The 25,309-nt window shown below is 44.3% G+C and carries 28 protein-coding genes; 27 read left to right on the forward strand and 1 reads right to left on the reverse strand.

What is annotated here, in order from left to right; all coding sequences use genetic code 11:
* The 14 genes from ACQXR1_RS06785 (at position 1) to ypjB (ending at position 12,605) form a co-directional block, all read left to right on the forward strand.
* A complete protein-coding gene (locus tag ACQXR1_RS06785; RefSeq protein ID WP_040082773.1) occupies positions 1-648 on the forward strand; it encodes a phosphoribosylanthranilate isomerase in 648 nt (215 codons plus the stop codon).
* Positions 629-1,831, forward strand: a complete 1,203-nt coding sequence (gene trpB / locus ACQXR1_RS06790; RefSeq protein ID WP_069149786.1) for a tryptophan synthase subunit beta — start codon at positions 629-631, stop codon at positions 1,829-1,831. The genes ACQXR1_RS06785 and trpB overlap by 20 nt, the downstream gene beginning before the upstream one ends.
* On the forward strand, positions 1,824-2,627 hold the full coding sequence (gene trpA / locus ACQXR1_RS06795; protein ID WP_151257365.1) for a tryptophan synthase subunit alpha: 804 nt from the start codon (positions 1,824-1,826) through the stop codon (positions 2,625-2,627). The genes trpB and trpA overlap by 8 nt, the downstream gene beginning before the upstream one ends.
* Positions 2,628-2,637: 10 nt before the next feature.
* Complete coding sequence (gene hisC / locus ACQXR1_RS06800; protein WP_430771886.1) at positions 2,638-3,720, forward strand: histidinol-phosphate transaminase; 1,083 nt, start codon at positions 2,638-2,640, stop codon at positions 3,718-3,720.
* A gap of 48 nt (positions 3,721-3,768) precedes the next feature.
* Positions 3,769-4,884, forward strand: a complete 1,116-nt coding sequence (locus ACQXR1_RS06805) for a prephenate dehydrogenase (RefSeq protein ID WP_430771887.1) — start codon at positions 3,769-3,771, stop codon at positions 4,882-4,884.
* A 10-nt stretch (positions 4,885-4,894) separates the two neighbouring features.
* Positions 4,895-6,181 carry a 3-phosphoshikimate 1-carboxyvinyltransferase gene (aroA, locus tag ACQXR1_RS06810; protein WP_430771888.1) on the forward strand — a complete coding sequence of 429 codons (1,287 nt, stop codon included), beginning with the start codon at positions 4,895-4,897 and terminating at the stop codon, positions 6,179-6,181.
* A 349-nt stretch (positions 6,182-6,530) separates the two neighbouring features.
* On the forward strand, positions 6,531-7,802 hold the full coding sequence (locus ACQXR1_RS06815) for a tetratricopeptide repeat protein (protein ID WP_430771889.1): 1,272 nt from the start codon (positions 6,531-6,533) through the stop codon (positions 7,800-7,802).
* A 71-nt stretch (positions 7,803-7,873) separates the two neighbouring features.
* Positions 7,874-8,413, forward strand: coding sequence for a ReoY family proteolytic degradation factor (locus ACQXR1_RS06820; protein ID WP_014664397.1), 540 nt, complete (start codon positions 7,874-7,876; stop codon positions 8,411-8,413).
* A 54-nt stretch (positions 8,414-8,467) separates the two neighbouring features.
* The gene (locus tag ACQXR1_RS06825; RefSeq protein WP_014664396.1) at positions 8,468-8,914 is read left to right on the forward strand and encodes a YpiF family protein; all 447 of its coding nucleotides are present in this window, start codon (positions 8,468-8,470) and stop codon (positions 8,912-8,914) included.
* 142 nt (positions 8,915-9,056) lie between these two features.
* The gene (locus tag ACQXR1_RS06830) at positions 9,057-9,560 is read left to right on the forward strand and encodes a ubiquinol-cytochrome c reductase iron-sulfur subunit (RefSeq protein WP_004398062.1); all 504 of its coding nucleotides are present in this window, start codon (positions 9,057-9,059) and stop codon (positions 9,558-9,560) included.
* 1 nt (position 9,561) lies between these two features.
* A complete protein-coding gene (gene qcrB, locus ACQXR1_RS06835) occupies positions 9,562-10,236 on the forward strand; it encodes a menaquinol-cytochrome c reductase cytochrome b subunit (protein ID WP_003225560.1) in 675 nt (224 codons plus the stop codon).
* Between the two features lie 34 nt (positions 10,237-10,270).
* The gene (locus tag ACQXR1_RS06840; protein WP_071580473.1) at positions 10,271-11,038 is read left to right on the forward strand and encodes a menaquinol-cytochrome c reductase cytochrome b/c subunit; all 768 of its coding nucleotides are present in this window, start codon (positions 10,271-10,273) and stop codon (positions 11,036-11,038) included.
* 110 nt (positions 11,039-11,148) lie between these two features.
* Positions 11,149-11,742, forward strand: coding sequence for a DUF1405 domain-containing protein (locus tag ACQXR1_RS06845; RefSeq protein WP_227098716.1), 594 nt, complete (start codon positions 11,149-11,151; stop codon positions 11,740-11,742).
* Positions 11,743-11,810: 68 nt separating this feature from the next.
* Entirely contained in the window at positions 11,811-12,605 is a 795-nt protein-coding gene (gene ypjB, locus ACQXR1_RS06850; protein ID WP_071578019.1) for a sporulation protein YpjB, read from the forward strand.
* Between the two features lie 41 nt (positions 12,606-12,646).
* Here the strand turns inward: ypjB and ACQXR1_RS06855 are convergent, their stop codons facing one another.
* Positions 12,647-13,519 carry a YitT family protein gene (locus ACQXR1_RS06855; RefSeq protein ID WP_003230635.1) on the reverse strand — a complete coding sequence of 291 codons (873 nt, stop codon included), beginning with the start codon at positions 13,517-13,519 and terminating at the stop codon, positions 12,647-12,649.
* Positions 13,520-13,659: 140 nt separating this feature from the next.
* Between ACQXR1_RS06855 and ACQXR1_RS06860 the strand changes: the two genes are divergently transcribed.
* From ACQXR1_RS06860 to tseB, 13 genes are all read left to right on the forward strand, one after another.
* A complete protein-coding gene (locus ACQXR1_RS06860) occupies positions 13,660-13,995 on the forward strand; it encodes a nucleotide pyrophosphohydrolase (protein ID WP_014664392.1) in 336 nt (111 codons plus the stop codon).
* Positions 13,996-14,006: 11 nt separating this feature from the next.
* Complete coding sequence (dapB, locus tag ACQXR1_RS06865; RefSeq protein WP_151257369.1) at positions 14,007-14,810, forward strand: 4-hydroxy-tetrahydrodipicolinate reductase; 804 nt, start codon at positions 14,007-14,009, stop codon at positions 14,808-14,810.
* 15 nt (positions 14,811-14,825) lie between these two features.
* Positions 14,826-15,239, forward strand: a complete 414-nt coding sequence (gene mgsA / locus ACQXR1_RS06870) for a methylglyoxal synthase (protein WP_014664390.1) — start codon at positions 14,826-14,828, stop codon at positions 15,237-15,239.
* Positions 15,232-15,942, forward strand: a complete 711-nt coding sequence (bshB1, locus tag ACQXR1_RS06875; RefSeq protein ID WP_430771890.1) for a bacillithiol biosynthesis deacetylase BshB1 — start codon at positions 15,232-15,234, stop codon at positions 15,940-15,942. The genes mgsA and bshB1 overlap by 8 nt, the downstream gene beginning before the upstream one ends.
* Positions 15,939-17,072, forward strand: coding sequence for an N-acetyl-alpha-D-glucosaminyl L-malate synthase BshA (bshA, locus tag ACQXR1_RS06880; RefSeq protein WP_103749627.1), 1,134 nt, complete (start codon positions 15,939-15,941; stop codon positions 17,070-17,072). Before bshB1 ends, bshA begins: the two co-directional genes overlap by 4 nt.
* Positions 17,073-17,076: 4 nt before the next feature.
* Positions 17,077-18,270 carry a CCA tRNA nucleotidyltransferase gene (locus ACQXR1_RS06885; RefSeq protein WP_151257370.1) on the forward strand — a complete coding sequence of 398 codons (1,194 nt, stop codon included), beginning with the start codon at positions 17,077-17,079 and terminating at the stop codon, positions 18,268-18,270.
* Positions 18,255-19,232: a biotin--[acetyl-CoA-carboxylase] ligase gene (locus tag ACQXR1_RS06890; protein WP_069839235.1), complete on the forward strand. Its 978-nt coding sequence runs from the start codon at positions 18,255-18,257 to the stop codon at positions 19,230-19,232. The genes ACQXR1_RS06885 and ACQXR1_RS06890 overlap by 16 nt, the downstream gene beginning before the upstream one ends.
* A 245-nt stretch (positions 19,233-19,477) precedes the next feature.
* A complete protein-coding gene (panB, locus tag ACQXR1_RS06895; RefSeq protein WP_014664385.1) occupies positions 19,478-20,311 on the forward strand; it encodes a 3-methyl-2-oxobutanoate hydroxymethyltransferase in 834 nt (277 codons plus the stop codon).
* Between the two features lies 1 nt (position 20,312).
* Positions 20,313-21,173, forward strand: a complete 861-nt coding sequence (panC, locus tag ACQXR1_RS06900; RefSeq protein WP_430771891.1) for a pantoate--beta-alanine ligase — start codon at positions 20,313-20,315, stop codon at positions 21,171-21,173.
* A gap of 1 nt (position 21,174) precedes the next feature.
* On the forward strand, positions 21,175-21,558 hold the full coding sequence (gene panD / locus ACQXR1_RS06905) for an aspartate 1-decarboxylase (protein ID WP_430771892.1): 384 nt from the start codon (positions 21,175-21,177) through the stop codon (positions 21,556-21,558).
* 125 nt (positions 21,559-21,683) lie between these two features.
* Positions 21,684-24,479 carry an ATP-dependent DNA helicase DinG gene (gene dinG, locus ACQXR1_RS06910; RefSeq protein WP_071580480.1) on the forward strand — a complete coding sequence of 932 codons (2,796 nt, stop codon included), beginning with the start codon at positions 21,684-21,686 and terminating at the stop codon, positions 24,477-24,479.
* A gap of 143 nt (positions 24,480-24,622) precedes the next feature.
* A complete protein-coding gene (locus tag ACQXR1_RS06915) occupies positions 24,623-24,793 on the forward strand; it encodes a YpmA family protein (RefSeq protein ID WP_003225588.1) in 171 nt (56 codons plus the stop codon).
* Between the two features lie 8 nt (positions 24,794-24,801).
* Positions 24,802-25,287, forward strand: coding sequence for a cell wall elongation/penicillin-binding protein regulator TseB (gene tseB / locus ACQXR1_RS06920; RefSeq protein WP_040082796.1), 486 nt, complete (start codon positions 24,802-24,804; stop codon positions 25,285-25,287).
* Positions 25,288-25,309: the final 22 nt, after the last annotated feature.

Here is a 25,309-nt window from a genome sequence, read left to right on the forward strand (position 1 = left end):
GTGGAGAAACCGGCATTAAAATATTGCGGTATTCGGTCACTAAAGGATTTGCAGCTTGCGGCGCAATCACAGGCTGACTATCTTGGCTTTATATTTGCTGAAAGCAAACGAAAAGTATCTCCGCAAGATGTGAAAAAGTGGCTGAACCAGGTTCGTGTCGAAAAAAAAGTTGCAGGTGTTTTTGTTAATGAATCAATAGAGAGGATGTCACGCATTGCCAAGGAATTGAAGCTTGACGTCATTCAACTTCATGGTGATGAAAACCCGGCGGTGGCTGATGCGCTTCGCAAGCTGACAGATTGTGAAATCTGGAAGGCGCTTCACCACCATCATAATACAACTCAAGAAATAACCCGCTTTATAGATAATGTGGACGGCTTTGTGATTGATTCATCTGTAAAAGGGGCTAGAGGCGGAACTGGTGTTGCATTTTCATGGGATTGTGTGCCGGAATATCAGCGGGCGGTGATTGGTAAACGCTGCTTTATCGCTGGCGGGGTGAATCCGGATAGCGTCACAGGCCTATTGAAATGGCAGCCGGCAGGAATTGACCTTGCCAGCGGAATTGAAAAAAACGGGCAAAAAGATAAAAATCTGATGAGGCTTTTAGAAGAAAGGATGAACCGATATGTATCCATATCCGAATGAAATAGGCAGATACGGTGATTTTGGCGGGAAGTTTGTTCCGGAAACACTCATGCAGCCGTTAGATGAAATAGAGACAGCATTTAAACAAATCAAGGATGATCCTGTTTTTCGTGAAGAATATTATAAGCTGTTAAAGGACTATTCCGGACGGCCGACTGCATTAACATATGCTGATCGAGTCACTGAATACTTAGGCGGCGCGAAAATCTATTTGAAACGAGAAGATTTAAACCATACAGGTTCCCATAAAATCAATAATGCGTTAGGCCAAGCGCTGCTTGCTAAAAAAATGGGCAAAACGAAAATCATTGCTGAAACGGGCGCCGGACAGCACGGCGTTGCCGCTGCAACAGTCGCAGCCAAATTCGGTTTTTCGTGCATTGTGTTTATGGGCGAAGAGGATGTTGCCCGCCAGTCTCTGAACGTTTTTCGCATGAAGCTTCTTGGTGCGGAAGTAGTGCCTGTAACAAGCGGGAACGGAACATTGAAGGATGCTACAAATGAGGCGATCCGTTACTGGGTTCAGCATTGCGAGGATCATTTTTACATGATTGGATCGGTTGTCGGTCCGCACCCTTATCCGCAAGTGGTCCGCGAATTTCAAAAAATGATCGGAGAGGAAGCGAAGGATCAGCTGAAACGTATTGAAGGCGCTCTGCCTGATAAAGTAGTGGCATGTGTAGGCGGAGGAAGCAATGCGATGGGTATGTTTCAGGCATTTTTAAACGAAGATGTTGAACTGATCGGAGCTGAAGCTGCAGGAAAAGGAATAGATACTCCTCTTCATGCCGCTACTATTTCGAAAGGTACCGTAGGGGTTATTCACGGTTCATTGACATATCTCATTCAGGATGAGTTCGGGCAGATAATTGAGCCTTACTCTATTTCAGCAGGTCTCGACTATCCGGGGATCGGTCCGGAGCACGCTTACTTGCATAAGAGCGGCCGTGTCACTTATGACAGTATCACAGATGAAGAAGCGGTGAATGCATTAAAGCTCTTGTCAGAAAAAGAGGGGATTTTGCCGGCAATCGAATCTGCCCATGCGTTAGCGAAGGCATTCAAACTCGCCAAAGGAATGGATCGCGGTCAAATCATTCTCGTTTGTTTATCAGGACGGGGAGATAAGGATGTCAACACATTAATGAATGTATTGGAAAATGAGGTGAAAGCCCATGTTTAAATTAGATCTTCAACCATCAGAAAAATTGTTTATCCCGTTTATTACGGCTGGCGATCCAGTGCCTGAGGTTTCGATTGAACTGGCGAAGTCTCTCCAAAAAGCAGGCGCCACAGCACTGGAGCTTGGTGTTCCATACTCTGACCCGCTTGCAGACGGCCCGGTGATACAGCGGGCTTCAAAGCGGGCGCTTGATCAAGGAATGAATATCGTAAAGGCAATCCAATTAGGCGGAGAAATGAAAAAAAACGGAGTGAATATTCCGATTATCCTCTTTACGTATTATAATCCTGTGTTACAATTGAACAAAGAATACTTTTTCGCTTTACTGCGGGAAAATCATATTGACGGTCTGCTTGTTCCGGATCTGCCACTAGAAGAAAGCGCCAGCCTTCAAGAGGAATGTAAAAGCCATGAGGTGACGTATATTTCTTTGGTTGCGCCGACAAGTGAAAGCCGTTTGAAAACCATTATTGAACAAGCCGAGGGCTTCGTCTACTGTGTATCTTCTCTGGGTGTGACCGGTGTCCGCAATGAGTTCAATTCATCCGTGTACCCGTTCATTCGGGCTGTGAAGGATCTCAGCACTGTTCCGGTCGCTGTAGGGTTCGGTATATCAAACCGTGAACAGGTCCTAAAGATGAATGAAATTTGTGACGGTGTCGTAGTGGGAAGTGCGCTCGTCAGAAAGATAGAAGAATTAAAGGACCGGCTCACCAGCGCTGAAAAGAGAAAACAAGCGCTCCAGGAATTTGAGGAGTACGCAATGGCGTTTGGCGGCTTGTACAGTTTAAAATGAGGTGACTGATTTGCGTATCAAAGAACATTTAAAACAGCTGAAGCCTTATCAGCCTGGTAAGCCGATCGAAGCAGTGAAATCAGAATATGGCTTGGATAAAGTTGTGAAGCTTGCTTCAAACGAGAATCCGTACGGCTGTTCGGAGGCTGCAAAAGAGGCGCTTCATCATGAGATTCAACAGCTTGCCCTTTACCCAGACGGGTATAGCGCCGCTTTGCGGACAAGGCTCAGTAAGCACCTCAATGTCAGCGAAACATCACTTATTTTCGGCAACGGTTCTGATGAAATCATTCAAATCATTTGTCGGGCATTTTTAAACGATAAAACAAACACGGTAACTGCTGCCCCCACTTTTCCGCAATATAAACATAATGCGGTCATTGAAGGTGCTGAAGTACGTGAAATCGCACTTCGTCCTGACGGCTCACATGATCTAGACGCCATGTTAGAAGCGATCGACGAACAGACACAAGTCGTTTGGATATGCAGCCCGAATAATCCGACTGGCACTTATACATCTGAAGGAGAATTACTCGCATTTCTGGAGCGCGTTCCTTCACGTGTCCTTGTCGTCCTTGACGAAGCATATTATGAATATGTAACAGCCGAGGATTTCCCGGAAACCGTGCCGCTCTTAAGCAAGTATTCCAATTTGATGATTTTGCGCACATTTTCAAAAGCATATGGTCTGGCAGCGCTCAGAGTCGGCTACGGAATTGCTGACGAGAACCTGATTCGCCAGATTGAGCCGGCGAGAGAGCCGTTTAATACGAGCCGTCTGGGCCAGGCTGCGGCGATCGCAGCGCTTGATGATCAAGCGTTTATTGCTTCCTGTGTCGAGCAAAATAATGCAGGCCTTCAGCAGTATTATGATTTTGCGAAGACTCATGGTTTAAAGTGCTACTCTTCACAGACAAATTTTGTGTTAATGGACTTTAAACGCCCTGCTGATGAACTGTTTCAGGCTCTGCTTGAAAAAGGCTATATCGTCCGGTCAGGAAATGCGTTAGGTTTCCCGACATCACTCCGGATTACGATCGGAACAAAAGAGCAAAACGAAGAAATACTTGCCATTTTAGCTGAAATTTTATAAGAGGTGATCAAATGTCACCTCTTTAGTCTATAAACCAGGTGATGACGTATGAATCAAATGAAAGATACAATATTGCTCGCCGGTCTCGGATTGATAGGCGGTTCGATTGCGCTAGCGATCAAAAAAAATCATCCCGGCAAACGGATTATCGGAATCGACATCTCTGATGAACAGGCGGTTGCCGCATTAAAGTTAGGTGTGATAGACGATCGTGCTGATTCGTTTATTAGCGGTGCGAAAGAGTCGTCTACAGTCATCATTGCGACACCAGTCGAACAAACGCTGGTTATGCTTGAAGAGCTGGCTCATTCAGGAATTGAACACGAGCTTTTGATTACGGATGTGGGAAGCACAAAGCAAAAAGTGGTTGATTATGCTGATCAAGTGCTGCCTAGCCGCTACCAATTTGTCGGAGGGCATCCGATGGCGGGTTCACATAAATCAGGGGTGGCCGCTGCGAAAGAATTCCTATTTGAAAATGCATTTTATATTTTAACACCAAGCCAGAAAACGGATAGACGAGCGGTAAAACAATTGAAAAACCTGCTGAAGGGGACAAATGCCCATTTTGTGGAAATGTCACCAGAGGAACATGATGGCGTCACGAGTGTTATTAGTCATTTTCCGCATATTGTTGCAGCAAGCCTTGTTCACCAAACTCATCATTCGGAAGACCTTTATCCGCTTGTTAAGCGTTTTGCTGCCGGCGGGTTCAGAGATATTACAAGGATTGCATCGAGCAGCCCGGCCATGTGGCGGGATATTCTGCTACATAATAAAGATAAAATTTTGGATCGTTTTGATGAGTGGATTCGTGAAATTGACAAGATCCGTACATATGTAGAACAAGAAGATGCAGAAAATCTATTTCGTTATTTTAAAACAGCTAAGGATTATCGCGACGGGCTGCCGCTTCGGCAGAAGGGAGCGATACCGGCATTTTATGATTTATACGTGGATGTTCCCGATCATCCGGGTGTGATATCCGAGATAACGGCGATCTTAGCTGCGGAGCGCATCAGCATCACGAATATCCGCATTATTGAAACGCGAGAGGATATTAACGGGATTTTAAGGATCAGTTTTCAGTCTGATGACGACCGCAAACGGGCAGAACAATGCATTGAAGCCCGGGCGGAATATGAAACTTTTTATGCTGATTGAGGTGGAAAAAATGAAACAAGAAAAGGTGCAGGCTTTACACGGAGAAATACATATTCCCGGTGATAAATCCATTTCTCACCGCTCTGTTATGTTTGGCGCGCTAGCGACAGGCACAACAACAGTTAAAAACTTTCTGCCGGGAGCAGATTGTCTAAGCACAATCGATTGCTTTAGAAAAATGGGTGTTCAAATTGAGCAAAGCGGCAGCGATGTCGTGATTCACGGAAAAGGAATCGATGCCCTGAAAGAGCCAGAAAGCCTTTTGGATGTCGGAAATTCAGGTACAACAATTCGCCTGATGCTCGGAATATTGGCGGGGCGCCCTTTTTACAGCGCGGTAGCCGGAGATGAGAGCATTGCGAAGCGCCCAATGAAGCGTGTTACTGAGCCTTTGAAAAAAATGGGGGCTAAAATCGACGGCAGAGCCGGCGGAGAATTTACACCGCTGTCAGTGAGCGGGGCCTCATTAAAAGGCATTGATTATGTATCACCTGTTGCAAGCGCGCAAATTAAATCTGCCGTTTTGCTCGCCGGATTACAGGCTACGGGCACAACAACTGTCACAGAGCCCCATAAATCCCGCGACCACACTGAGCGGATGCTCTCTGCTTTTGGCGTTAAGCTTTCTGAAGATCAAACAAGTGTTTCCATTGATGGAGGCCAGAAACTCACAGCTGCTGATATTTTTGTTCCTGGAGACATTTCTTCAGCCGCGTTTTTCCTTGCTGCTGGCGCGATGATTCCAAACAGCAGAATTGTATTGAAAAACGTTGGGTTAAATCCGACTCGGACAGGTATTATTGACGTCCTTCAAAACATGGGGGCAAAACTTGAAATCAAACCATCTGCTGACAGCAGTGCAGAGCCTTATGGAGATTTGATTATAGAAACGTCATCTCTCAAAGCAGTTGAAATCGGAGGAGATATCATTCCGCGTTTAATTGATGAAATCCCTATCATCGCGCTTCTTGCGACTCAGGCGGAAGGAACGACCGTTATTAAGGACGCGGCAGAGCTTAAAGTGAAAGAAACAAACCGCATTGACACTGTTGTTTCTGAACTTCGCAAGCTAGGTGCTGAAATTGAACCGACAGCAGATGGAATGAAGGTTTATGGCAAACAAACGCTGAAAGGCGGCGCAGCAGTGTCCAGCCACGGAGATCATCGAATCGGAATGATGCTTGGTATTGCTTCCTGTATAACAGAGGAGCCGATTGACATCGAGCACACGGATGCCATTCACGTTTCTTATCCAACCTTCTTCGAACATTTAAATAAGCTTTCCAAAAAATCCTGAAGTTTTACTTCAGGATTTTTTTTGCAGATTGACTGGAAGAATCATAATTCGAGGCAAAAAAACATAGCTTGTCTTATAGAGAGGAAAGAAAAACGAAAAGGGGGGATGCGCTTTACTGACAAGCCGGCAGGTCAAAGAGCTGCTTTACTGTACAGAGGGCGATCTTCCTTTTTTTCATTTTCTATCTCAAGATCTTTTGGTAAACTAATAAGACTCAATAATTTCCTTCCGTACAGCAAGCATCTTATTTGCCGGGGGCATTCGTCTGAATTAAGATAAGATTAACCCGAACAAATAAAGCTTTTTTGTATGGTTGATGTTGTATAGGAAAAGAAAGGACCGGTCCGATTTGAATACATTAATTCAAGAAGCCATAAAATTAGTTGAAGCAGGTGAAACAGAAAAAGGTCTCAATACGCTCTCGAAAGCCGAAAAAAAGCTGCATGATGAAGATAAAGCGATTGCAGCCCAGCTTTATTACGAGTGGGGCGATGTAGAAAAAGCCATTTCACTGATTAGTGATTTACATGATTTATACCCAAATGAAACAGAACTGACGAATTTCTACGCTGAACTTTTAATAGATATTGACGAAGAAGAAAAAGCTCTTGCTGTGCTGGAGACTATTCCGGAAACAGATCCATCATATCCGGAAAGTTTGCTGCTTATGGCGGATCTTTATCAGATGCAGGGATTATTCGAAGTCAGTGAACAAAAGCTTTTACAGGCAAAGTCCATTCTGGCCAATGAACCCGTTATTGATTTTGCACTGGGGGAACTTTACTTTACTCAGGGAGCCTATGCAAAAGCGGTTCAATATTTTAAAACAACGGCTGAGGAGAAGAGTGAGATCGGAGGCGTTAATGTCCATCAAAGACTGGCAGAATCGTTAAGTGCCTCAGGTGAATTTGAGGATGCCATTCCATGGTACGAGAAAGCTGTTGATGAGAGTCCTGATCCTAATACGATTTTCGGCTATGGGTTTACAGCCTTACAGGCGGGCCTTGTAAAAACGGCTATTAAGCAGCTGTCTGATTTAAAGGAGCTTGATCCATCTTATTCTTCACTGTATATGCCGCTCTCAAAAAGCTATGAGGCTGAAGGAATGTATGAAGAGGCATTAAAAACGGCAAAAGAGGGTATCAGATTTGATGAATATAACAAAGAACTTTTCCTTTATGCCGCTAAAATGGCCCTGAAAATCGGGAAGTCAGAAGAGGGGAAAAAGCTGCTTCAGGAGGCGCTTGCGCTTGATCCGGGATTCGTCGAAGCCCTTCATACACTTCTTGCCGTGTATCATAAAGAAGAGGATTATGAACAGATCATTGATCTTATTCAAGAGGTTCGCAGCTACGGTGAAGAAGATCCGAAATACAATTGGTATCTTGCAAGCGCATATACTGAATTAGAGCAATACGATGAAGCAAAACAATCCTTTGAGGCTGCCTATCTTCATTACCGGGAGGATAGAGATTTCTTATATGAATACGCAAGCTTCCTATTAGAAGAAGGCCTTCAAAAAGAAGCGCTGCCGCTTTTGAAAAAGGTTCTTGAAATGGATGGAGCCAATGAAGAGCTGGAAGAAACGATTTTGCGAATCGAGGATGAATTTTCGAGATAAGCAGGAATATTAACCGTTCATGTGGAACATATAAGTATATAGATTATACGAACGATAGAGGAGGGAATTACATGCAGACCCCTGTTTCTGTCAATGAGAAAAAGGATTTTATCCGTTGGTTTTTAAACCATTATCAATTAAAGCGCCGAGAGTGCGTTTGGATCTTGAACTACTTAATGAGCCATGATTCTCTCATGGAGAAGGTTCATTTTGTGGAGCAGGCCGAATTTTGCCCGAGAGGCATTATAATGTCAACACATTGTGTTGAAGAAGTTCCGTTTCGGTTCTATAAAGAGAATGTCATGACTACCGACGCGGAAAAATCTTTTCATGATATTAGATTAAATAAACAGCAGGATTTGTTTATCCAGCTTAATTTCCGTTCGGCCTACAGCTCACCTGAGTATGCGGCGGTGCTGGAGTCCAATCCGCATATGCCGAAAGATCTTTTTGAGAATAAAAAAGACCAGGGGTTGGCGGAACAGATTTTGGAGCACGCCATTTCCACATTCCAAAGAGAAAAATTATTAAAAGACATTGACGACGCGTTAGATCGTCATGATAAAGAAGCATTTGAACAATTATCGCGCCAATTGAATCAGCTCACATAATATGACCAGCCTTGCAGCGTATTGCAAGGCTTGTTGCCGTAAAGGGGGAGAACAATGAGGTGGAGAATCACTGATGCCAAGGACTATTTACAAGCTAAGGATTACATTGATACCGCTGTCATTCCATTAATTAACATAAAGGTGGATAACCATTTTAAAATGGCGGCGGAGAAAGGCGAGTTTACACAGCTTCTCTCAGAGGAATTGGAAAGGCAGTTAAAGGGACGGGTATATTTACTGCCTCCTTATACATATGTTGATAGAAATGACATAACCGTTCAAGGGCTTAAGGATTTGCGGGAAGAGCTGCTAACGGAATTTCCGCATGTTGTCCTGCTCACATCTGACGAAAATTGGAGAACTGAGGATACGTTAGGCAAAATGATTGTTACACCGTCTGTTCCATTAGAGCATTTAAATGACTCTTTAAAAAGAAAAATATTGGATGAACGCACTGCTGAAATTTTGAACGTTTTGTTACAGTTATGGAGCACTTCATAAAAACACTTACATTTCCTCATAAACAATATTTTGGCTATATTGACCTTGCTGAGAGATTCATATATTATGAGGGTGTCTAGAGTTATTGCAATATTTTCTATTTTAGTCAGTTTGCAGGGGTGACCTAGAGGGGGGAGAAGAGATGGGCGGAAAACATGATATATCCAGACGTCAATTTTTGAATTATACGCTCACAGGCGTAGGAGGTTTTATGGCGGCTAGTATGCTCATGCCTATGGTTCGCTTTGCACTCGACCCGGTATTAAAATCGACAGGGAAGCAGGACATGGTTCAGGTTGTCAGCGTTGATGAGTTGACAAAAGAGCCGCAGCGCTTTGATTTCAAAATTAATCAAGTCGATGCCTGGTATGAGTCCGAAGAGTCAAGATCAGCCTGGGTCTTCAAAAACGGGGATGAAATTGTAGCACTTTCGCCAATTTGTAAACATTTAGGGTGTACGGTGAACTGGAATAGTGATCCTAAAAACCCGAATAAATTCTTTTGTCCATGCCATTACGGACTCTATGAAAAGGACGGCACCAATGTCCCTGGCACGCCGCCGCTTTCGCCTCTTGATCATTACGAGCAAGAAGTAAAAGACGGCTTCCTGTATCTTGGAAAAGCAAAGCCTAAGGGGGAAGGGTGACATGCTGAACAAAATTTATGACTGGGTAGATGAGCGGCTTGATATTACACCGATGTGGAGGGATATTGCCGATCACGAAGTACCGGAACATGTGAATCCCGCCCATCATTTCTCTGCGTTTGTGTATTGCTTTGGGGGACTGACGTTTTTTGTAACCGTTATCCAAGTATTATCTGGAATGTTTTTAACGATGTATTATGTGCCTGATATCAAAAATGCCTGGGAATCGGTATATTATTTGCAAAATGAAGTGGCATTCGGCCAGATTGTCAGGGGGATGCACCATTGGGGTGCGAGCTTGGTCATTGTGATGATGTTTTTACATACGCTGAGGGTCTTTTTCCAAGGCGCGTACAAAAAGCCGCGCGAGCTGAACTGGATTGTCGGTGTGCTGATCTTTTTTGTCATGCTCGGTCTTGGTTTTACAGGCTACTTGCTTCCTTGGGATATGAAGGCACTGTTTGCAACAAAAGTCGGGCTGCAGATCGCCGAAGCCACACCTTTGATCGGGACGCAAGTTAAAACGCTCCTTGCAGGGCATCCGGATATTGTAGGCGCCCAAACGCTGACTAGGTTTTTTGCGATCCATGTATTCTTTCTTCCTGCCGCATTGTTCGGGCTGATGGCAGCACATTTTATTATGATCCGGAAGCAGGGGATTTCAGGACCGCTTTAAACTCTTGATCTGCGAATAAAAGGGAGGGAATGACATGCACCGGGGCAAAGGGATGAAATTTGTAGGCGACTCAAGGATACCGGCTGAAAAAAAGCCGAATATACCGAAGGATTATTCGGAGTATCCCGGTAAAACAGAGGCTTTCTGGCCAAATTTCTTGTTAAAGGAATGGATGGTTGGAGCTGTCTTTCTCATCGGTTTTCTTGTTTTGACGATTGTGCATCAGCCGCCTTTGGAGCGGATGGCGGACCCGACTGATACTGGTTATATTCCGCTGCCGGATTGGTATTTTCTTTTCTTATACCAGCTGTTGAAGTATGAATACGCCGCCGGAAGCTTTACAGTGGTCGGCGCCATGATTATGCCAGGTCTCGCTTTTGGGGCCCTGCTTTTGGCTCCATTCCTAGACAGAGGGACAGAAAGAAGGCCGTGGAAGCGTCCGGTCGCTGTCGGTATGATGCTTCTGGCCATTTCCGCAGCTGTATTTTTGACGTGGCAGTCAGTGGCTACTCATGACTGGGCCAAGGCAGAGGAACAGGGGAAAATCACAAAAGAGGCCGACATTGACACCAATACAGAAGGATATAAGATTTTTAAGGAACAAGGCTGTATTTCTTGCCATGGGGATAACCTTCAGGGAGGAGCGGCTGGACCTTCATTGGTTGACAGCGGGCTGAAACCGGAAGAAATCAAAAAGATCGCAGTAGAAGGGAAAGGCAAAATGCCGGCGGGTGTGTTCAAAGGAAATGATAAGCAGCTCGAAGAACTTGCGAAATTTATTTCTGAAACAACCGCAAAATAACGTATTGTGAATTGTCAAATGGAAGGATATACTTTTATTATCAAAAGCTGACCCGGCGTCAGCTTTTTTATATGGACACATTATTTTTACAGACTGAGAGTTGATTTGATGTGAAATGGTTTCAATATGTATTAGGACAGCGGCCGATGCTTATTCTTGTCTTAGCCATTAATTTTCTGGGAACGGTTTACGGCTACTATTGGTACTTGCCGCAGCTCCTAGAGACACCGGCCCGTTTCCTGATTTTTGTTCCAGATAGTCCGACAGCAACGTTTTTCTTTCTGTTTGTGCTGCTTGCCTTTATCATGAAACGGAATGCTCCGCTCTTTGAAGCGCTTGCGCTAGTTACCCTCGTAAAGTATGGCCTATGGGCGGTCGCTATGAATTTTCTTGTGCTTGCAGTAACTGGTGACTTGCCTTGGGAGGGCTACATGCTAATTGCTTCGCATTTTGCAATGGCAGTGCAAGGCGTATTATACAGTCCGTATTTTCGTTTTTCATTTTGGCATCTTGCAATTGCTGCAGTCTGGACACTGCATAACGATGTCATTGACTACTTGTTTAATATGATGCCGCAGTACTCTATGCTTTCTAATTATATGACTGAAATAGGGTACGGAACATTTTGGCTAAGCATCTTTTCAATCGGGCTTGCTTACTTCCTTGTGATCTCGAAAAAGCAAACGAAGCTTGAGCTGATGTGAAGACAATGTTGGTCTATCCTTGTCCCTTTCTTCATATTCTGTAAGGAGAGAGAGTGGGAGGGACCTGCATGAAACGAAAGCTGACGATCTGTTTGTTGATTGCTCTTATTTTTTATAATGGAAATGCCAAGGCTGCAGAGCGGGGAAGCCTCGAGGAATTGAATGATTTATCCGATACGGTCTTTCAAATGACCCGTCAGTCGAAATATGAAGAGGCGCTGCAAGTCCTGGGTTATTTTGAGAAAACATTAAAATCCGCTGAGAAAAAACAGCAAGATTCCATGCTAACAGGAGCCCAAATCCGTCAAATCACACTGGGCTATAATGATATGGTTCGAAGTTTAAAGCAGGCTGATACATCAGACACGCAAAAACTCAGAGCAGCCGCGCAGTTCAGAATGCTGATGGATGCGGTTGACAACCGGTCTGACCCGCTTTGGGGTTCACTGGAAAAACCGATTATGGAAGCCTTTACTGAGCTGAAGCGAGATGTCCAAAAGAATGAAAGCACTAGCTTCCATGAAAAATGGAATGAATTTATTAGTTTATATGATTTGATTTACCCAAGTCTTACAATCGATGTATCAGAGGAAAAGCTTGAAACAGTCGGAAAACATATAGATGTTATTGAACAAGGGGAATTTCAACAAATGACAGAGAGCACGAAGCTTGAACGGCTTTCCCTTCTTCAGCATGACTTGAAAAATTTGTTTGACAGGGCGGAGGAGGATGATGCCGATCCGTCTTTACTGTGGGTGATGATTACAACCGGCAGTATCATCATTACAGCTCTCACCTATGTCGGCTACAGAAAGTACAAGGCGGAAAAAAACAAGCTGAAAAAACGGGACTACCCTAAATAAGGATGAGGGGCGGCGGTCAGCCGCCTTTTTTCTATTACATGTCAGCGTGGAAGCGGATTTTTATTTTCATCAAGCGTAAATCCTTCTCCGAGCACATCGTGGACATCGCTTACGGCTACAAAGGCATGAGGGTCAATGGAGTTAATCACGCTTTTCAGCATCACCAATTCGTTTTTCGGCACCACACAATAAAGTACATCTATATCCTCTTTTGTGTAGGAACCTTGTCCTTTCAAAATGGTGACGCCCCGTTCCATTTCTTCAAGGATCTTTTTCTGAATCAGGTCGTTTTTCGAAGAGATGATCGTAGCGCCTTTAGCAGCGTAGCCGCCTTCCTGAATAAAATCGATTAATCTTGCCGCTACAAATACAGCTACCAGCGTATACATCGCTTCTTTATAGGAGAGGTAAGTAAGCAAAGACAAAATGATGACGCAGGCATCGAAAGCAAACATCGTTCTGCCCATCGGGATTCCAAAATACTTATTCACTAAACGTGCGATGATATCAACACCGCCTGTCGTACCGCCGAACTTGAAAATAATTCCCAGTCCGGCTCCGATGAATACGCCGGCAAATAAAGCGGCGAGCGCTAAGTCGTGCTGAAGGGGCATATGGATTTCATATCGCTGAAAGATGCTGAGGAACAAAGACAAGGCCACAGTGCCGACAAGGGTATAAACAAACATTGTCCTGCCGAGCAAACGCCAGCCAATAAAAAAAATCGGAATGTTTAACACCAGGTTCGAGATAGAGGGGCTGATGTGGAAAAGAGCATAAAGCAAAAGTGTAATACCTGTAAAACCGCCCTCAGCCAGATTGTTTTGCATATTGAAATGAACCAAGCCAAATGAAAAAATTGCCGCTCCGATTAAAATGAAAAATATGTTTTTTAATCTAATTTCTCCAAGCATCACACAAAACCCCTTTTCCTTCCATTAGATAGCGTTTATATTATAGTGGATGAAAAAGAAAACAGCAAACGTGCTTAAACATTTGTCAAACGTATCTGAATTAGCTAACATGTAAGAGGATGATAGGAGGTTTCGTTTCAGTGAGTGATAAAACAATGAAAGACATACAGGCTGAAGTAGACCGTTACATCGGCCAGTTTAAAGAAGGATATTTCAGCCCGCTAGCCATGGTGGCAAGGCTGACTGAAGAACTGGGCGAGCTTGCCAGAGAAGTCAATCACCGCTACGGAGAAAAACCAAAAAAAGCGACTGAAGATGATAAAAGCATGGAAGAGGAAATGGGCGATGTGCTATTTGTATTGGTTTGTTTAGCCAACTCTCTTGATATCTCTTTAGAGGAAGCCCACGACCGAGTCATGCATAAATTTAATACAAGAGATAAAGATCGCTGGACCAGAAAAGAAGAAGGAAAGTAGAGGAGATCAAGATGTCAAACGAAACAATTAAAGTAGTCATTGCAGGGCCGCGTGGAAGAATGGGGCAGGAAGCTGTTAAATTGGCAGAACGAACACCTCATTTTGACCTTGTCGGTGCTATAGACCATACATACGATCAGCAAAAAATATCTGATGTGATGCCTGTTGAGTCAGATGCTCTGATTTACACAGATATCCATGCCTGCTTTACAGAAACACAACCGGATGTCTTGATTGATTTAACAACGCCCGAAATCGGAAAAGTACATACAAAAATTGCATTAGAGCACGGCGTCCGTCCAGTTGTCGGAACAACCGGTTTCTCAGAAGCTGATTTAAAAGAGCTCACGTCCTTAACAGAAGAAAAGGGGATCGGAGCCATCATTGCTCCAAACTTTGCGCTGGGCGCGGTGCTGATGATGAAATTTTCAAAAATGGCTGCCAACTATTTTGAAGATGTAGAGATTATTGAGCTTCATCATGACCAGAAGCTTGACGCACCAAGCGGAACTGCGCTTAAAACAGCGGAAATGATTTCAGAAGTCCGTAAAGATAAGCAGCAAGGACATCCAGATGAAAAAGAAATTCTCCCAGGAGCTAGAGGAGCGGAGCAAAACGGTATTCGCTTGCACAGCGTCCGTCTTCCGGGGCTGATCGCACATCAAGAGGTCATGTTCGGCATGGATGGCCAAACGCTTCAGATCCGACACGATTCTTATAATCGCGCTTCTTTCATGTCAGGTGTTAAGCTGTCAGTCGAACAAGTCATGAAGATTGATCAGCTTGTGTACGGACTAGAAAATATCATTGATTAGACGGGGGGAGAAACGATGAAAATTGCTTTGATCGCGCATGACAAGAAAAAACAGGATATGGTTCAATTTACGACTGCCTATCGGGATATTTTGAAGCATCATGATCTGTACGCGACCGGAACCACAGGGTTGAAAATTCAAGAGGCGACAGGCCTTCAAATTGAACGTTTTCAATCCGGTCCTCTAGGGGGAGACCAGCAAATCGGAGCACTGATCGCAGCTAATGCACTCGATCTTGTCATTTTTTTGCGCGACCCGCTGACCGCGCAGCCGCATGAACCGGATGTCTCGGCATTAATCCGGTTGTGTGATGTGTATTCCATTCCGCTCGCCACAAATATGGGTACTGCGGAAATTCTTGTCCGGACACTTGATGAAGGTGTTTTCGAATTCCGCGACCTTCTTCGGGGAGAAGAGCCGAATGTATAATGCTGACGTTCTTGCTTTCGGCGCCCACAGTGATGATGTCGAGATCGGAATGGGCGGCACAATAGCGAAGTTTGTCAAACAGGGAAAAAAAGTAATGATATGCGATTTGACAGAAGCGGAACTCTCTTCTAACGGTACGGTCAGTTTGCGTAAAGAAGAAGCAGTTGAAGCAGCACGCATATTAGGCGCAGATAAAAGAATTCAGCTGACGCTTCCGGACCGCGGCCTAATGATGAGCGATCAGGCAATTCGGTCGATTGTTACAGTGATCAGAACCAACCGGCCAAAAGCGGTTTTTATGCCGTATAAAAAGGATCGCCATCCGGATCACGGCAATGCGGCTGCACTGGTGGAAGAAGCGATTTTTTCCGCTGGAATCCATAAATATAAAGACGAAAAAAGCCTTCCGGCGCATAAAGTCAGCAAGGTTTACTATTATATGATAAATGGTTTTCATCAGCCGGATTTTGTCATTGATATCTCGGATACAATAGAGGCAAAAAAACAAAGCCTCAATGCCTATAAAAGCCAGTTTATCCCGTCAAAGGATTCAGTTTCTACTCCACTGACGAATGGTTATATCGAGATCGTCGAAGCGAGAGAAAAGCTTTACGGTAAAGAAGCGGGCGTGGAGTATGCTGAAGGTTTCTTTTCAAAACGGATGCTGATGCTTGATCATGATGTTCTTGGGGGCGAACAATGAAAAAACTAAAAATAGGGATCACATGCTATCCGAGCGTCGGAGGCTCAGGTATCATTGCGACAGAACTTGGGAAGCAGCTTGCTGAAAAGGGACATGAAATCCATTTCATAACATCAAGCATTCCGTTTAGACTGAATACATATCATCCCAATATTCATTTTCATGAAGTTGAGGTTAATCAATATGCTGTTTTCAAGTATCCTCCGTATGATTTGACATTGGCCAGCAAAATCGCTGAGGTGGCGGAGCGGGAGAATTTAGACATTATCCATGCTCACTATGCTCTCCCGCATGCTGTTTGCGCCTATCTTGCAAAACAGATGCTGAAACGCAATATCGGCATCGTCACAACTTTGCACGGCACGGATATCACGGTATTAGGTTATGACCCGTCTCTAAAAGATCTGATCCGTTTTGCCATCGAGTCATCAGACAGGGTAACTGCCGTCTCTTCAGCGCTTGCAGCTGAAACATATGATTTAATTAAACCGGAGAAAAAAATCGAAACGATTTATAACTTTATAGACGAGCGCGTGTATCTGAAGAAAAACACAGCAACAATTAAAGAGAAACATGGAATCTTACCAGATGAAAAAGTCGTCATCCATGTGTCCAACTTCAGAAAGGTCAAACGCGTGCAGGATGTCATTCGTGTGTTCCGTAATATCGCCGGTAAAACGAAAGCGAAGCTGCTTTTAGTCGGAGACGGTCCGGAAAAATCGACAGCCTGCGAGCTTATCAGAAAATATGGCTTGGAAGACCAAGTCTTAATGCTTGGTAATCAAGACCGTGTTGAAGAACTTTATTCTATTAGCGATTTGAAGCTGCTGCTGTCTGAAAAAGAAAGTTTTGGCCTTGTCCTTTTGGAAGCGATGGCTTGCGGGGTGCCTTGTATCGGAACGAACATTGGCGGTATCCCGGAGGTTATTAAAAACAATGTGAGCGGATTTTTGGTGGATGTCGGTGATGTTGCAGGCGCAACAGCCCGCGCGATGAGCATTTTAGAAGATGAACAGCTAAGCAGTCGTTTTACAAAGGCGGCAATAGAGATGCTTGAAAATGAATTTTCCTCCAAGAAAATTGTCAGCCAGTATGAACAGATTTATGCCGATTTAGCAGAACCGGAGTGATCACATGGAAAAAGTTTTTATCAAAGCACTTCCCGTGCTCCGCACCTTAATCGAAGCGGGCCATCAGGCTTATTTTGTCGGGGGCGCAGTTCGTGACAGTTATATGAAACGAACGATCGGAGATGTTGATATAGCGACAGATGCGGCACCTGATCAAGTAGAACGGCTGTTTCAGCGGACTGTTGATGTAGGCAAAGAGCACGGGACCATCATTGTGCTCTGGGAAGATGAAACCTATGAAGTCACGACATTCCGGACTGAATCTGATTATGTGGATTACAGAAGACCTTCAGAAGTGCAATTTATCTCATCATTAGAAGAGGATTTAAAACGCAGAGATTTGACGATCAATGCGATGGCCATGACAGCCGACGGGAAGGTGCTTGATTATTTTGGCGGCAGGAATGATATTGATCAGAAAGTGATTCGAACCGTTGGAAAGCCCGAGGACAGATTTCAAGAAGATGCGCTTCGTATGCTGAGAGCCGTACGCTTTATGAGCCAGCTTGGCTTTACGCTTTCACCAGAAACAGAAAAAGCCATTTCGATAGAAAAGTCTCTCCTCTCCCATGTTTCAGTCGAACGAAAAACAATAGAGTTCGAGAAATTGCTGCAGGGAAGAGCTTCCCGCCAGGCGCTTCAAACGCTTATTCAAACGAGGCTGTATGAAGAGCTGCCTGGTTTGTATCATAAACGAGAAAACCTGATTTCAGCGAGTGAGTTTCCATTCTTCTCTTTAACATCACGTGAGGAGCTTTGGGCAGCTCTTTTAATTGACCTCGACATCGTCTTGAAAGACGCGCCTCTTTTCCTGAAAGCCTGGAAGCTCCCGGGAAAAGTGATGAAGGAAGCCATTCACATTGCCGATACGGTTGGCCAGAGCCTTGACGCAATGTCAATGTACAGAGCTGGGGAAAAATCACTGCTCTCAGCGGCCAGAATATCGCAGCTGCGGCAAAACAAAACACTGGATGAAAAAAAACTGAAGGACATTCAATACGCTTATCAAAACCTGCCGATCAAAAGCCTTAAGGATCTTGATCTCACGGGTAAGGATTTGCTTGCGCTTCGAAACCGGCCGGCCGGAAAATGGGTGTCGGAAGAATTACAGAGGATCGAGCAGGCTGTTGTGACAGGAAAGCTCTCCAATCAAAAGAAACACATAGAGGAGTGGCTGAAGACATGCGGTCAACATTAAGAAAAGACCTTATTGAATTATTTGCTCAGGCCGGCAAAGAATTTATTTCCGGCCAAAAAATCAGTGATGCACTCGGCTGTTCTAGAACTGCTGTATGGAAGCATATTGAAGAGCTTCGAAAAGAGGGCTATGAAGTAGAAGCCGTAAGAAGAAAAGGATATCGGCTCATCAAAAAGCCCGGGAAACTCAGTGAAAGCGAAATTCGCTTTGGATTAAAAACGGAAATGATGGGGCAGCATCTTATTTATCATGACGTTCTTTCAAGCACGCAAAAATCGGCTCATGAGCTTGCGAATAATAATGCACCGGAAGGCACCCTCGTGGTGGCTGACAAACAAACAGCCGGAAGGGGCCGAATGTCTAGGGTATGGCATTCTCAAGAAGGGAACGGCATTTGGATGAGCCTGATCTTGCGTCCAGACATCCCGCTCCAAAAAACACCCCAGCTGACTCTGCTTGCCGCAGTAGCTGTTGTGCAGGGGATAGAAGAGGCAGCAGGCATCCAAACGGATATTAAATGGCCTAATGATATTTTAATTAACGGAAAAAAAACAGTCGGCATCCTAACAGAAATGCAGGCTGAAGAAGACCGCGTACGTTCAGTGATCATTGGAATCGGCATTAACGTTAACCAGCAGCCCGATGATTTTCCAGATGAATTGAAGGACATCGCGACAAGCCTTAGCCAAGCCGCTGGAGAAAAAGTCGATCGGGCTGGCGTCATCCAGCAAATTTTACTTTGCTTTGAGAAACGGTACCGGGATTATATGACACACGGATTTACGCCGATTAAGCTTTTATGGGAAAGCTATGCGCTCGGAATTGGCGCTAATATGAGAGCCAGAACGTTAAACGGAACCTTTTACGGGAAGGCGTTAGGTATAGATGATGAAGGCGTTCTGCTTTTAGAAACGAATGAAGGCATGAAAAAAATCTATTCTGCCGATATTGAATTGGGCTAATGTGTTGGTACAAGCCCGTTGATTTTGGTATACTTCCATTGGGCAGTATCGCCTGCGAACTGCACCTATTATTAAAATAGATAGACATTGCAGCAGTCTGCCTTGATCCAAAAAAGGACTGGGACAGAGGGATGAAACTCGCCGAACTTTAGAAAGTGAAGGATCCTTCTCGTTGTAACGGAAGGTTTTTTGGCTTGCAGAAGAAAACGGCAGCTCATCTCCTCTAAACATGAGGAGGAGAAAACATGAAAACAAAACTGGATTTTCTAAAAATGAAGGAGTCTGAAGAACCGATCGTCATGCTGACCGCTTATGATTATCCGGCAGCTAAACTTGCTGAACAAGCGGGAGTTGACATGATTTTAGTCGGTGATTCACTCGGAATGGTCGTTCTCGGCCTTGATTCAACTGTCGGTGTGACAGTTGCGGACATGATTCATCATACAAAAGCCGTTAAAAGGGGTGCGCCGAATACCTTTATTGTGACAGATATGCCGTTTATGTCTTATCACCTTTCCAAGGAAGATACGCTGAAAAATGCAGCGGCTATCGTTCAGGAAAGCGGAGCAGACGCACTAAAGCTTGAGGGCGGAGAAGGCGTGTTTGAATCCATTCGCGCATTAACGCTTGGAGGCATTCCAGTGGTGAGCCACTTAGGTTTAACTCCGCAGTCAGTCGGCGTATTGGGTGGATATAAAGTACAGGGCAAAGATGAACAAAGCGCCAAAAAATTAATAGAAGATAGTATAAAATGCGAAGAGGCTGGAGCTATGATGCTTGTGCTGGAATGTGTACCGGCGGAACTCACAGCCAAAATTGCCGAGACGCTAAGCATCCCGGTCATCGGAATCGGGGCTGGTGTGAAAGCGGACGGACAAGTTCTCGTTTATCATGATATAATCGGCCACGGTGTTGAGAGAACACCTAAATTCGTAAAGCAATATACGCGCATTGACGAAACCATCGAAACAGCAATCAGCGGATATGTTCAGGATGTACGACATCGTGCTTTCCCTGAACAAAAGCATTCCTTTCAAATGAACCAGACAGTTCTGAACGGCTTGTACGGGGGAAAATAAGATGAGACAGATTACTGATATTTCACAGCTGAAAGAAGCGATAAAACAATACCAATCAGAGGGCAGGTCAATCGGATTTGTTCCGACGATGGGGTTTCTGCATGAGGGGCATTTAACCTTAGCAGACAAAGCTAGACAAGAAAACGACACTGTTATTATGAGTATTTTTGTCAATCCTGCACAATTCGGCCCTAATGAAGATTTTGAAGCATATCCACGCGATATTCAGCGGGATGCAGCTCTTGCGGAAAACGCGGGAGTCGATATTCTTTTTACGCCGGATGCTCATGATATGTATCCCGGTGAAAAGAATGTCACGATTCATGTAGAAAGACGCACAGACGTGTTATGCGGGCGCTCAAGAGAGGGACATTTTGACGGTGTTGCGATCGTACTGACGAAGCTGTTCAATCTTGTTCAGCCGACCCGTGCCTATTTCGGTTTAAAGGATGCGCAGCAGGTAGCTGTTGTTGATGGCTTAATCAGCGACTTTTTCATGGATATTGAATTGGTTGCTGTCGATACAGTGAGAGAGGAAGACGGCTTAGCCAAAAGCTCCCGCAATGTATACTTAACAGCTGAGGAAAGAAAGGAAGCGCCTAAGCTGTATCGGGCCCTGCAAACCAGTGCAGAGCTGATCCAAGCCGGTGAAAGAGACCCGGAAGCGGTGATAAAAGCTGCAAAAGAAATCATTGAAACGACAAGCGGAGCGATAGATTATATAGAGCTTTATTCCTATCCGGAACTCGAACCTGTGAATGAAATTGCCGGAAAGATGATTCTCGCTGTTGCAGTTGCTTTTTCAAAAGCGCGTTTAATAGATAATATCATTATTGATATTCGAGAAATGGAGAGAATATAATATGTATCGAACAATGATGAGCGGCAAGCTTCACAGGGCAACTGTTACGGAAGCAAACCTGAACTATGTGGGAAGCATTACAATTGATGAAGATCTCATTGATGCGGTGGGAATGCTTCCTAATGAAAAAGTGCAAATTGTGAATAATAATAATGGAGCACGTCTTGAAACGTATATTATTCCTGGTAAACGGGGAAGCGGCGTCATATGCTTAAACGGTGCAGCCGCACGCCTTGTACAGGAAGGAGATAAGGTTATTATTATTTCCTACAAAATGATGTCTGATCTAGAAGCGGAAAGCCACGAGCCAAAAGTGGCTGTTCTCAATGATCAAAACAAAATTGAACAAATGCTGGGGAACGAACCAGCCCGTACAATTTTGTAGAAGAAAAGCCCCCTTTATCGGGGGTTTTCTTTTAAGATTTTGAGAGTAAAACGGTTTTGCCGCTCCATTTCCGTACAAAACGTGTTACACTTTTGTCGTATGCAAGAATTGAGGTGTCCATTTTAATGAATAAGCAACGGTTCGTTGTAATAGACGTAGAGACAACAGGGAATTCGCCGAAGAAAGGCGATAAAATCATACAAATCGCAGCGGTTGTAATTGAAAATGGACAAATTACTGAGCGGTTTTCAAAATACATTAATCCAAATAAACCAATCCCTGCTTTTATTGAGCAGCTTACTGGAATCTCTAGTCAAATGGTAGAGAATGAACAGCCATTTGAAGCAGTCGCTGAAGAAGTCTTCCAATTGCTTGAGGGCGCTTATTTTGTCGCTCACAATATTCATTTTGACCTTGGATTTGTCAAGTATGAGCTTCATAAGGCGGGTTTTCAGCTCCCAGATTGTGAAGTGCTGGATACTGTCGAACTTTCACGGATTGTTTTTCCGGGATTTGAAGGGTATAAGCTGACGGAATTAAGCGAGGAGCTTCAGCTGCGGCATGATCAGCCGCACCGGGCTGACAGCGATGCTGAAGTGACAGGGCTTATTTTTTTGGAAATCCTTGAAAAGCTGCGGCAGCTTCCTTATCCGACATTAAAGCAGTTAAGAAGGCTTTCGCAGCATTTCATCAGTGATCTGACGCATTTGTTGGATATGTTCATTAATGAAAACAGACAAACCGAGATACCGGGCTATACACGCTTTTCTTCCTTTTCTGTCAGAGAACCTGAATCGATCGATGTTCGTGTGAATGAGGACGGGAACTTTTCATTTGAGATCGAACGATGGGAAGCGGAAAATGAAAAAGCGCTGTCAGAGTTAATGCCCGGGTATGAAAAAAGAGACGGCCAAATGATGATGATGAAAGAGGTGGCTGAAGCGTTTGCCAATCGTGAGCATGCGCTGATTGAAGCTCCTCCGGGAATCGGAAAAACGATTGGCTATCTTATTCCGGCTGCGCTTTTTGCCAAGAAATCAAAAAAGCCGGTCATTATCAGCACGTATTCGACGCTTTTACAGCAGCAGATTCTAACAAAGGATTTGCCGATTGTCCAAGAACTGTTTCCATTTCCGGTAACAGCGGCGATTTTAAAAGGGCAATCGCATTATTTATGCCTGTATAAATTCGAGCAGGTGCTTCATGAAGAAGATGATAATTATGATGCGGTACTGACAAAGGCACAGCTTCTCGTTTGGCTGACAGAGACAAATACAGGGGATGTAGCGGAACTGAATTTGCCTTCAGGCGGAAAGTTGCTGTGGGACAGATTGGCTTATGACGATGACTCCTATAAAAGAAGCCGCAATGAGCATGCGACCGGCTTTTACGAGCGGGCCAAACAGATCGCTATGCGTTCCGATTTGGTGATCACCAATCATTCTCTTTTGCTGACCGATGAAGGCAGCCAGAAAAAAAGGCTCCCCGAAAGCGGCACATTTATTATTGATGAAGCACATCACTTTGAACGAGCGGCAAGTGAACATTTAGGAAAAAGAGCCACGTACATAGAATTGCATACTAAATTGAGCAGAATCGGCACTCTGAAGGAGCAGGGACTTCTAAAAAAAATGAGACAGCTATTCCAGCGAAACAGCCTGCCGGTTGATTCATTTTTCGAATTGGAAGAGTGGCTTCAGCACATTCAAGCAGAAAGTGATGCTTTCTTCAGCTCTGTTCATTCTTTTGTCAAACGAAGAAAACCTAAAGAGGACTTAAACCGTCTAGTGTTTAAGGTGAACAAAGAAAGCGAGGATAAAAGCTGGTCGATCTTAACGGATGGTGCGGAGAGGCTTTGTTCCATGCTGACACACCTGCAGCAGCTTTTTGAGGCACAGTCGTCCCTGATAGAAAAACATCTGAAGGGTATGAAGAGCAAAACTGTCTTTTTGGCCGATGAATACCAAAGAAGCATGAAAGGTTTGCAGCATTACTGTCAGACGTTGCAGAAGCTGTTCTTTGGGTGCGATGACGATGAAGCGGTTTGGATTGAAATAGATGCTAAAGGTGCGAAAAATGCAGTGGCCATTTACGCACAGCCCCTTGAACCTGGGGAACTTCTGGCTGATCAGTTTTTCGCGCGCAAAAATAGTGTTGTGCTGACATCAGCAACCCTTACAGTCGAAGGCTCTTTTCAATTTATGATTGAACGACTGGGACTGAGTGACTTTTTCCCGCGGACAATGAGAATTGAGTCGCCCTTTTCTTATGATGAGCGCATGCAGGTGATGATTCCAAAGGAAATGAAGTCAATTCAGGATACAGGACAAACTGAATTTATCCAGGATACGGCTCGTTATATCGAACTGATGGCAAAGGAAAAACAGCCCAAAATCCTTGTGCTGTTTACATCCCATGAGATGCTGAAAAAGGTCCACCAGGAGCTTAAGCATATCATGAGTGCTTCCGGCATTCAGCTCTTGGCACAAGGGATTACAGGCGGAAGTCCCGGCAAACTGATGAAAACTTTTAAAACATCCAATCAGGCGATCCTGCTTGGAACAAATCATTTTTGGGAAGGCGTTGATTTCCCTGGTGATGAGCTGACAACAGTAATGATCGTGAGGCTCCCATTCCGATCCCCAGATCACCCGCTTCATGCTGCAAAATGTGAGCTTGCCCGCAAAAAAGGAAAGAATCCATTTCAAACAGTGTCATTACCGGAGGCTGTACTGACCTTCAGGCAAGGGGTCGGACGCTTGCTGCGTACTGCGGGAGACAAAGGAACGATTATGATATTGGACAGACGGATTAAAACCGCTGGATACGGCCGGCTGTTTCTTGATGCCTTGCCGACAACCTCAGTATTCGAAATGACTGACAGCGAGCTTGAAGCTTATGTTGCAGGGAAAAATAAATAAAAGCCGCATAAAGCGGCTTTTGCGGTGTGGGAGTAGGATGATGTTTTATTTAAAAGCGGTTATTCCCGCTCTGTGATACTAGTATGGCGTGTCCTGAAATGGAGTATGACTAACAATATTTGTTCAAACTGGAGGATGAAAAAATGGAAAGTAAAATTGAGATTCTTTCAACAATTAATGTAGAGCATTCTGATGATCTGTATAAAATTGTGGACACACTGAATCGGACACTGAAAAGAGACAATCTGATGTTCGGTCTTGCACTTGATGAAGAAAACAAAAACCAAGCCGTTTTTACCATTTATCGTACGTAGGTGAGAAGATGAGAAAAAAAGCATTAATATTTACCGCCATTTTTGGTATTATTTTTTTAGCAGTACTTCTTGTCTCGGCAAGCATTTATAAATCAGCCATGGCACAAAAGGAAGAGGGGCACGAAGCAGCAGCTGCTGAAGCTAAAAAAGAAACCGATCTCGCCAATGTTGATCAAGTCGAAACATTTGTCGGAAAAGAAAAATATTATGTTGTCAAGGGTACGGATAAAAAAGGCACTGCCTTATATGTCTGGGTTCCTGCTAATAAAAAAGCAAAAATTCTCTCAAAAGAAGCAAAAGAGGGAATCTCGGAAGACAAAGCGGCGAAAATCATACAGGATGAAGGGCTGGTTTCAAAACAAAAAGAGGTTCATCTGGCAAGAGAAGGTAACGTTCTGCTATGGGAAGTGACGTACTTAGACAAAGAAGGGCAATACAGTTTAAGTTATGTGGACTTTACAACTGGAAAGATTCTTAAAAATATCACGCCTTAAGACGAATTAGGGGGAGTTCAAG

It is taken from the genome of Bacillus sp. ATD (genome assembly GCF_050585765.1).
Classification (GTDB): domain Bacteria; phylum Bacillota; class Bacilli; order Bacillales; family Bacillaceae; genus Bacillus; species Bacillus stercoris.

Excerpts from the sequence above, each read along its gene's own strand:
- trpB (WP_069149786.1), top strand. The coding sequence starts at position 629 with ATGTATCCATATCCGAATGAAATAGGCAGATACGGTGATTTTGGCGGG.
- trpA (WP_151257365.1), top strand. The coding sequence starts at position 1,824 with ATGTTTAAATTAGATCTTCAACCATCAGAAAAATTGTTTATCCCGTTT.
- ACQXR1_RS06805 (WP_430771887.1), top strand. The coding sequence starts at position 3,769 with ATGAATCAAATGAAAGATACAATATTGCTCGCCGGTCTCGGATTGATA.
- aroA (WP_430771888.1), top strand. The coding sequence starts at position 4,895 with ATGAAACAAGAAAAGGTGCAGGCTTTACACGGAGAAATACATATTCCC.
- ACQXR1_RS06820 (WP_014664397.1), top strand. The coding sequence starts at position 7,874 with ATGCAGACCCCTGTTTCTGTCAATGAGAAAAAGGATTTTATCCGTTGG.
- ACQXR1_RS06825 (WP_014664396.1), top strand. The coding sequence starts at position 8,468 with ATGAGGTGGAGAATCACTGATGCCAAGGACTATTTACAAGCTAAGGAT.
- ACQXR1_RS06830 (WP_004398062.1), top strand. The coding sequence starts at position 9,057 with ATGGGCGGAAAACATGATATATCCAGACGTCAATTTTTGAATTATACG.
- qcrB (WP_003225560.1), top strand. The coding sequence starts at position 9,562 with ATGCTGAACAAAATTTATGACTGGGTAGATGAGCGGCTTGATATTACA.
- ACQXR1_RS06840 (WP_071580473.1), top strand. The coding sequence starts at position 10,271 with ATGCACCGGGGCAAAGGGATGAAATTTGTAGGCGACTCAAGGATACCG.
- ypjB (WP_071578019.1), top strand. The coding sequence starts at position 11,811 with ATGAAACGAAAGCTGACGATCTGTTTGTTGATTGCTCTTATTTTTTAT.
- ACQXR1_RS06855 (WP_003230635.1), bottom strand. The coding sequence starts at position 13,519 with ATGCTTGGAGAAATTAGATTAAAAAACATATTTTTCATTTTAATCGGA.
- dapB (WP_151257369.1), top strand. The coding sequence starts at position 14,007 with ATGTCAAACGAAACAATTAAAGTAGTCATTGCAGGGCCGCGTGGAAGA.
- mgsA (WP_014664390.1), top strand. The coding sequence starts at position 14,826 with ATGAAAATTGCTTTGATCGCGCATGACAAGAAAAAACAGGATATGGTT.
- bshB1 (WP_430771890.1), top strand. The coding sequence starts at position 15,232 with ATGTATAATGCTGACGTTCTTGCTTTCGGCGCCCACAGTGATGATGTC.
- bshA (WP_103749627.1), top strand. The coding sequence starts at position 15,939 with ATGAAAAAACTAAAAATAGGGATCACATGCTATCCGAGCGTCGGAGGC.
- ACQXR1_RS06885 (WP_151257370.1), top strand. The coding sequence starts at position 17,077 with ATGGAAAAAGTTTTTATCAAAGCACTTCCCGTGCTCCGCACCTTAATC.
- ACQXR1_RS06890 (WP_069839235.1), top strand. The coding sequence starts at position 18,255 with ATGCGGTCAACATTAAGAAAAGACCTTATTGAATTATTTGCTCAGGCC.
- panB (WP_014664385.1), top strand. The coding sequence starts at position 19,478 with ATGAAAACAAAACTGGATTTTCTAAAAATGAAGGAGTCTGAAGAACCG.
- panC (WP_430771891.1), top strand. The coding sequence starts at position 20,313 with ATGAGACAGATTACTGATATTTCACAGCTGAAAGAAGCGATAAAACAA.
- panD (WP_430771892.1), top strand. The coding sequence starts at position 21,175 with ATGTATCGAACAATGATGAGCGGCAAGCTTCACAGGGCAACTGTTACG.
- dinG (WP_071580480.1), top strand. The coding sequence starts at position 21,684 with ATGAATAAGCAACGGTTCGTTGTAATAGACGTAGAGACAACAGGGAAT.
- ACQXR1_RS06915 (WP_003225588.1), top strand. The coding sequence starts at position 24,623 with ATGGAAAGTAAAATTGAGATTCTTTCAACAATTAATGTAGAGCATTCT.
- tseB (WP_040082796.1), top strand. The coding sequence starts at position 24,802 with ATGAGAAAAAAAGCATTAATATTTACCGCCATTTTTGGTATTATTTTT.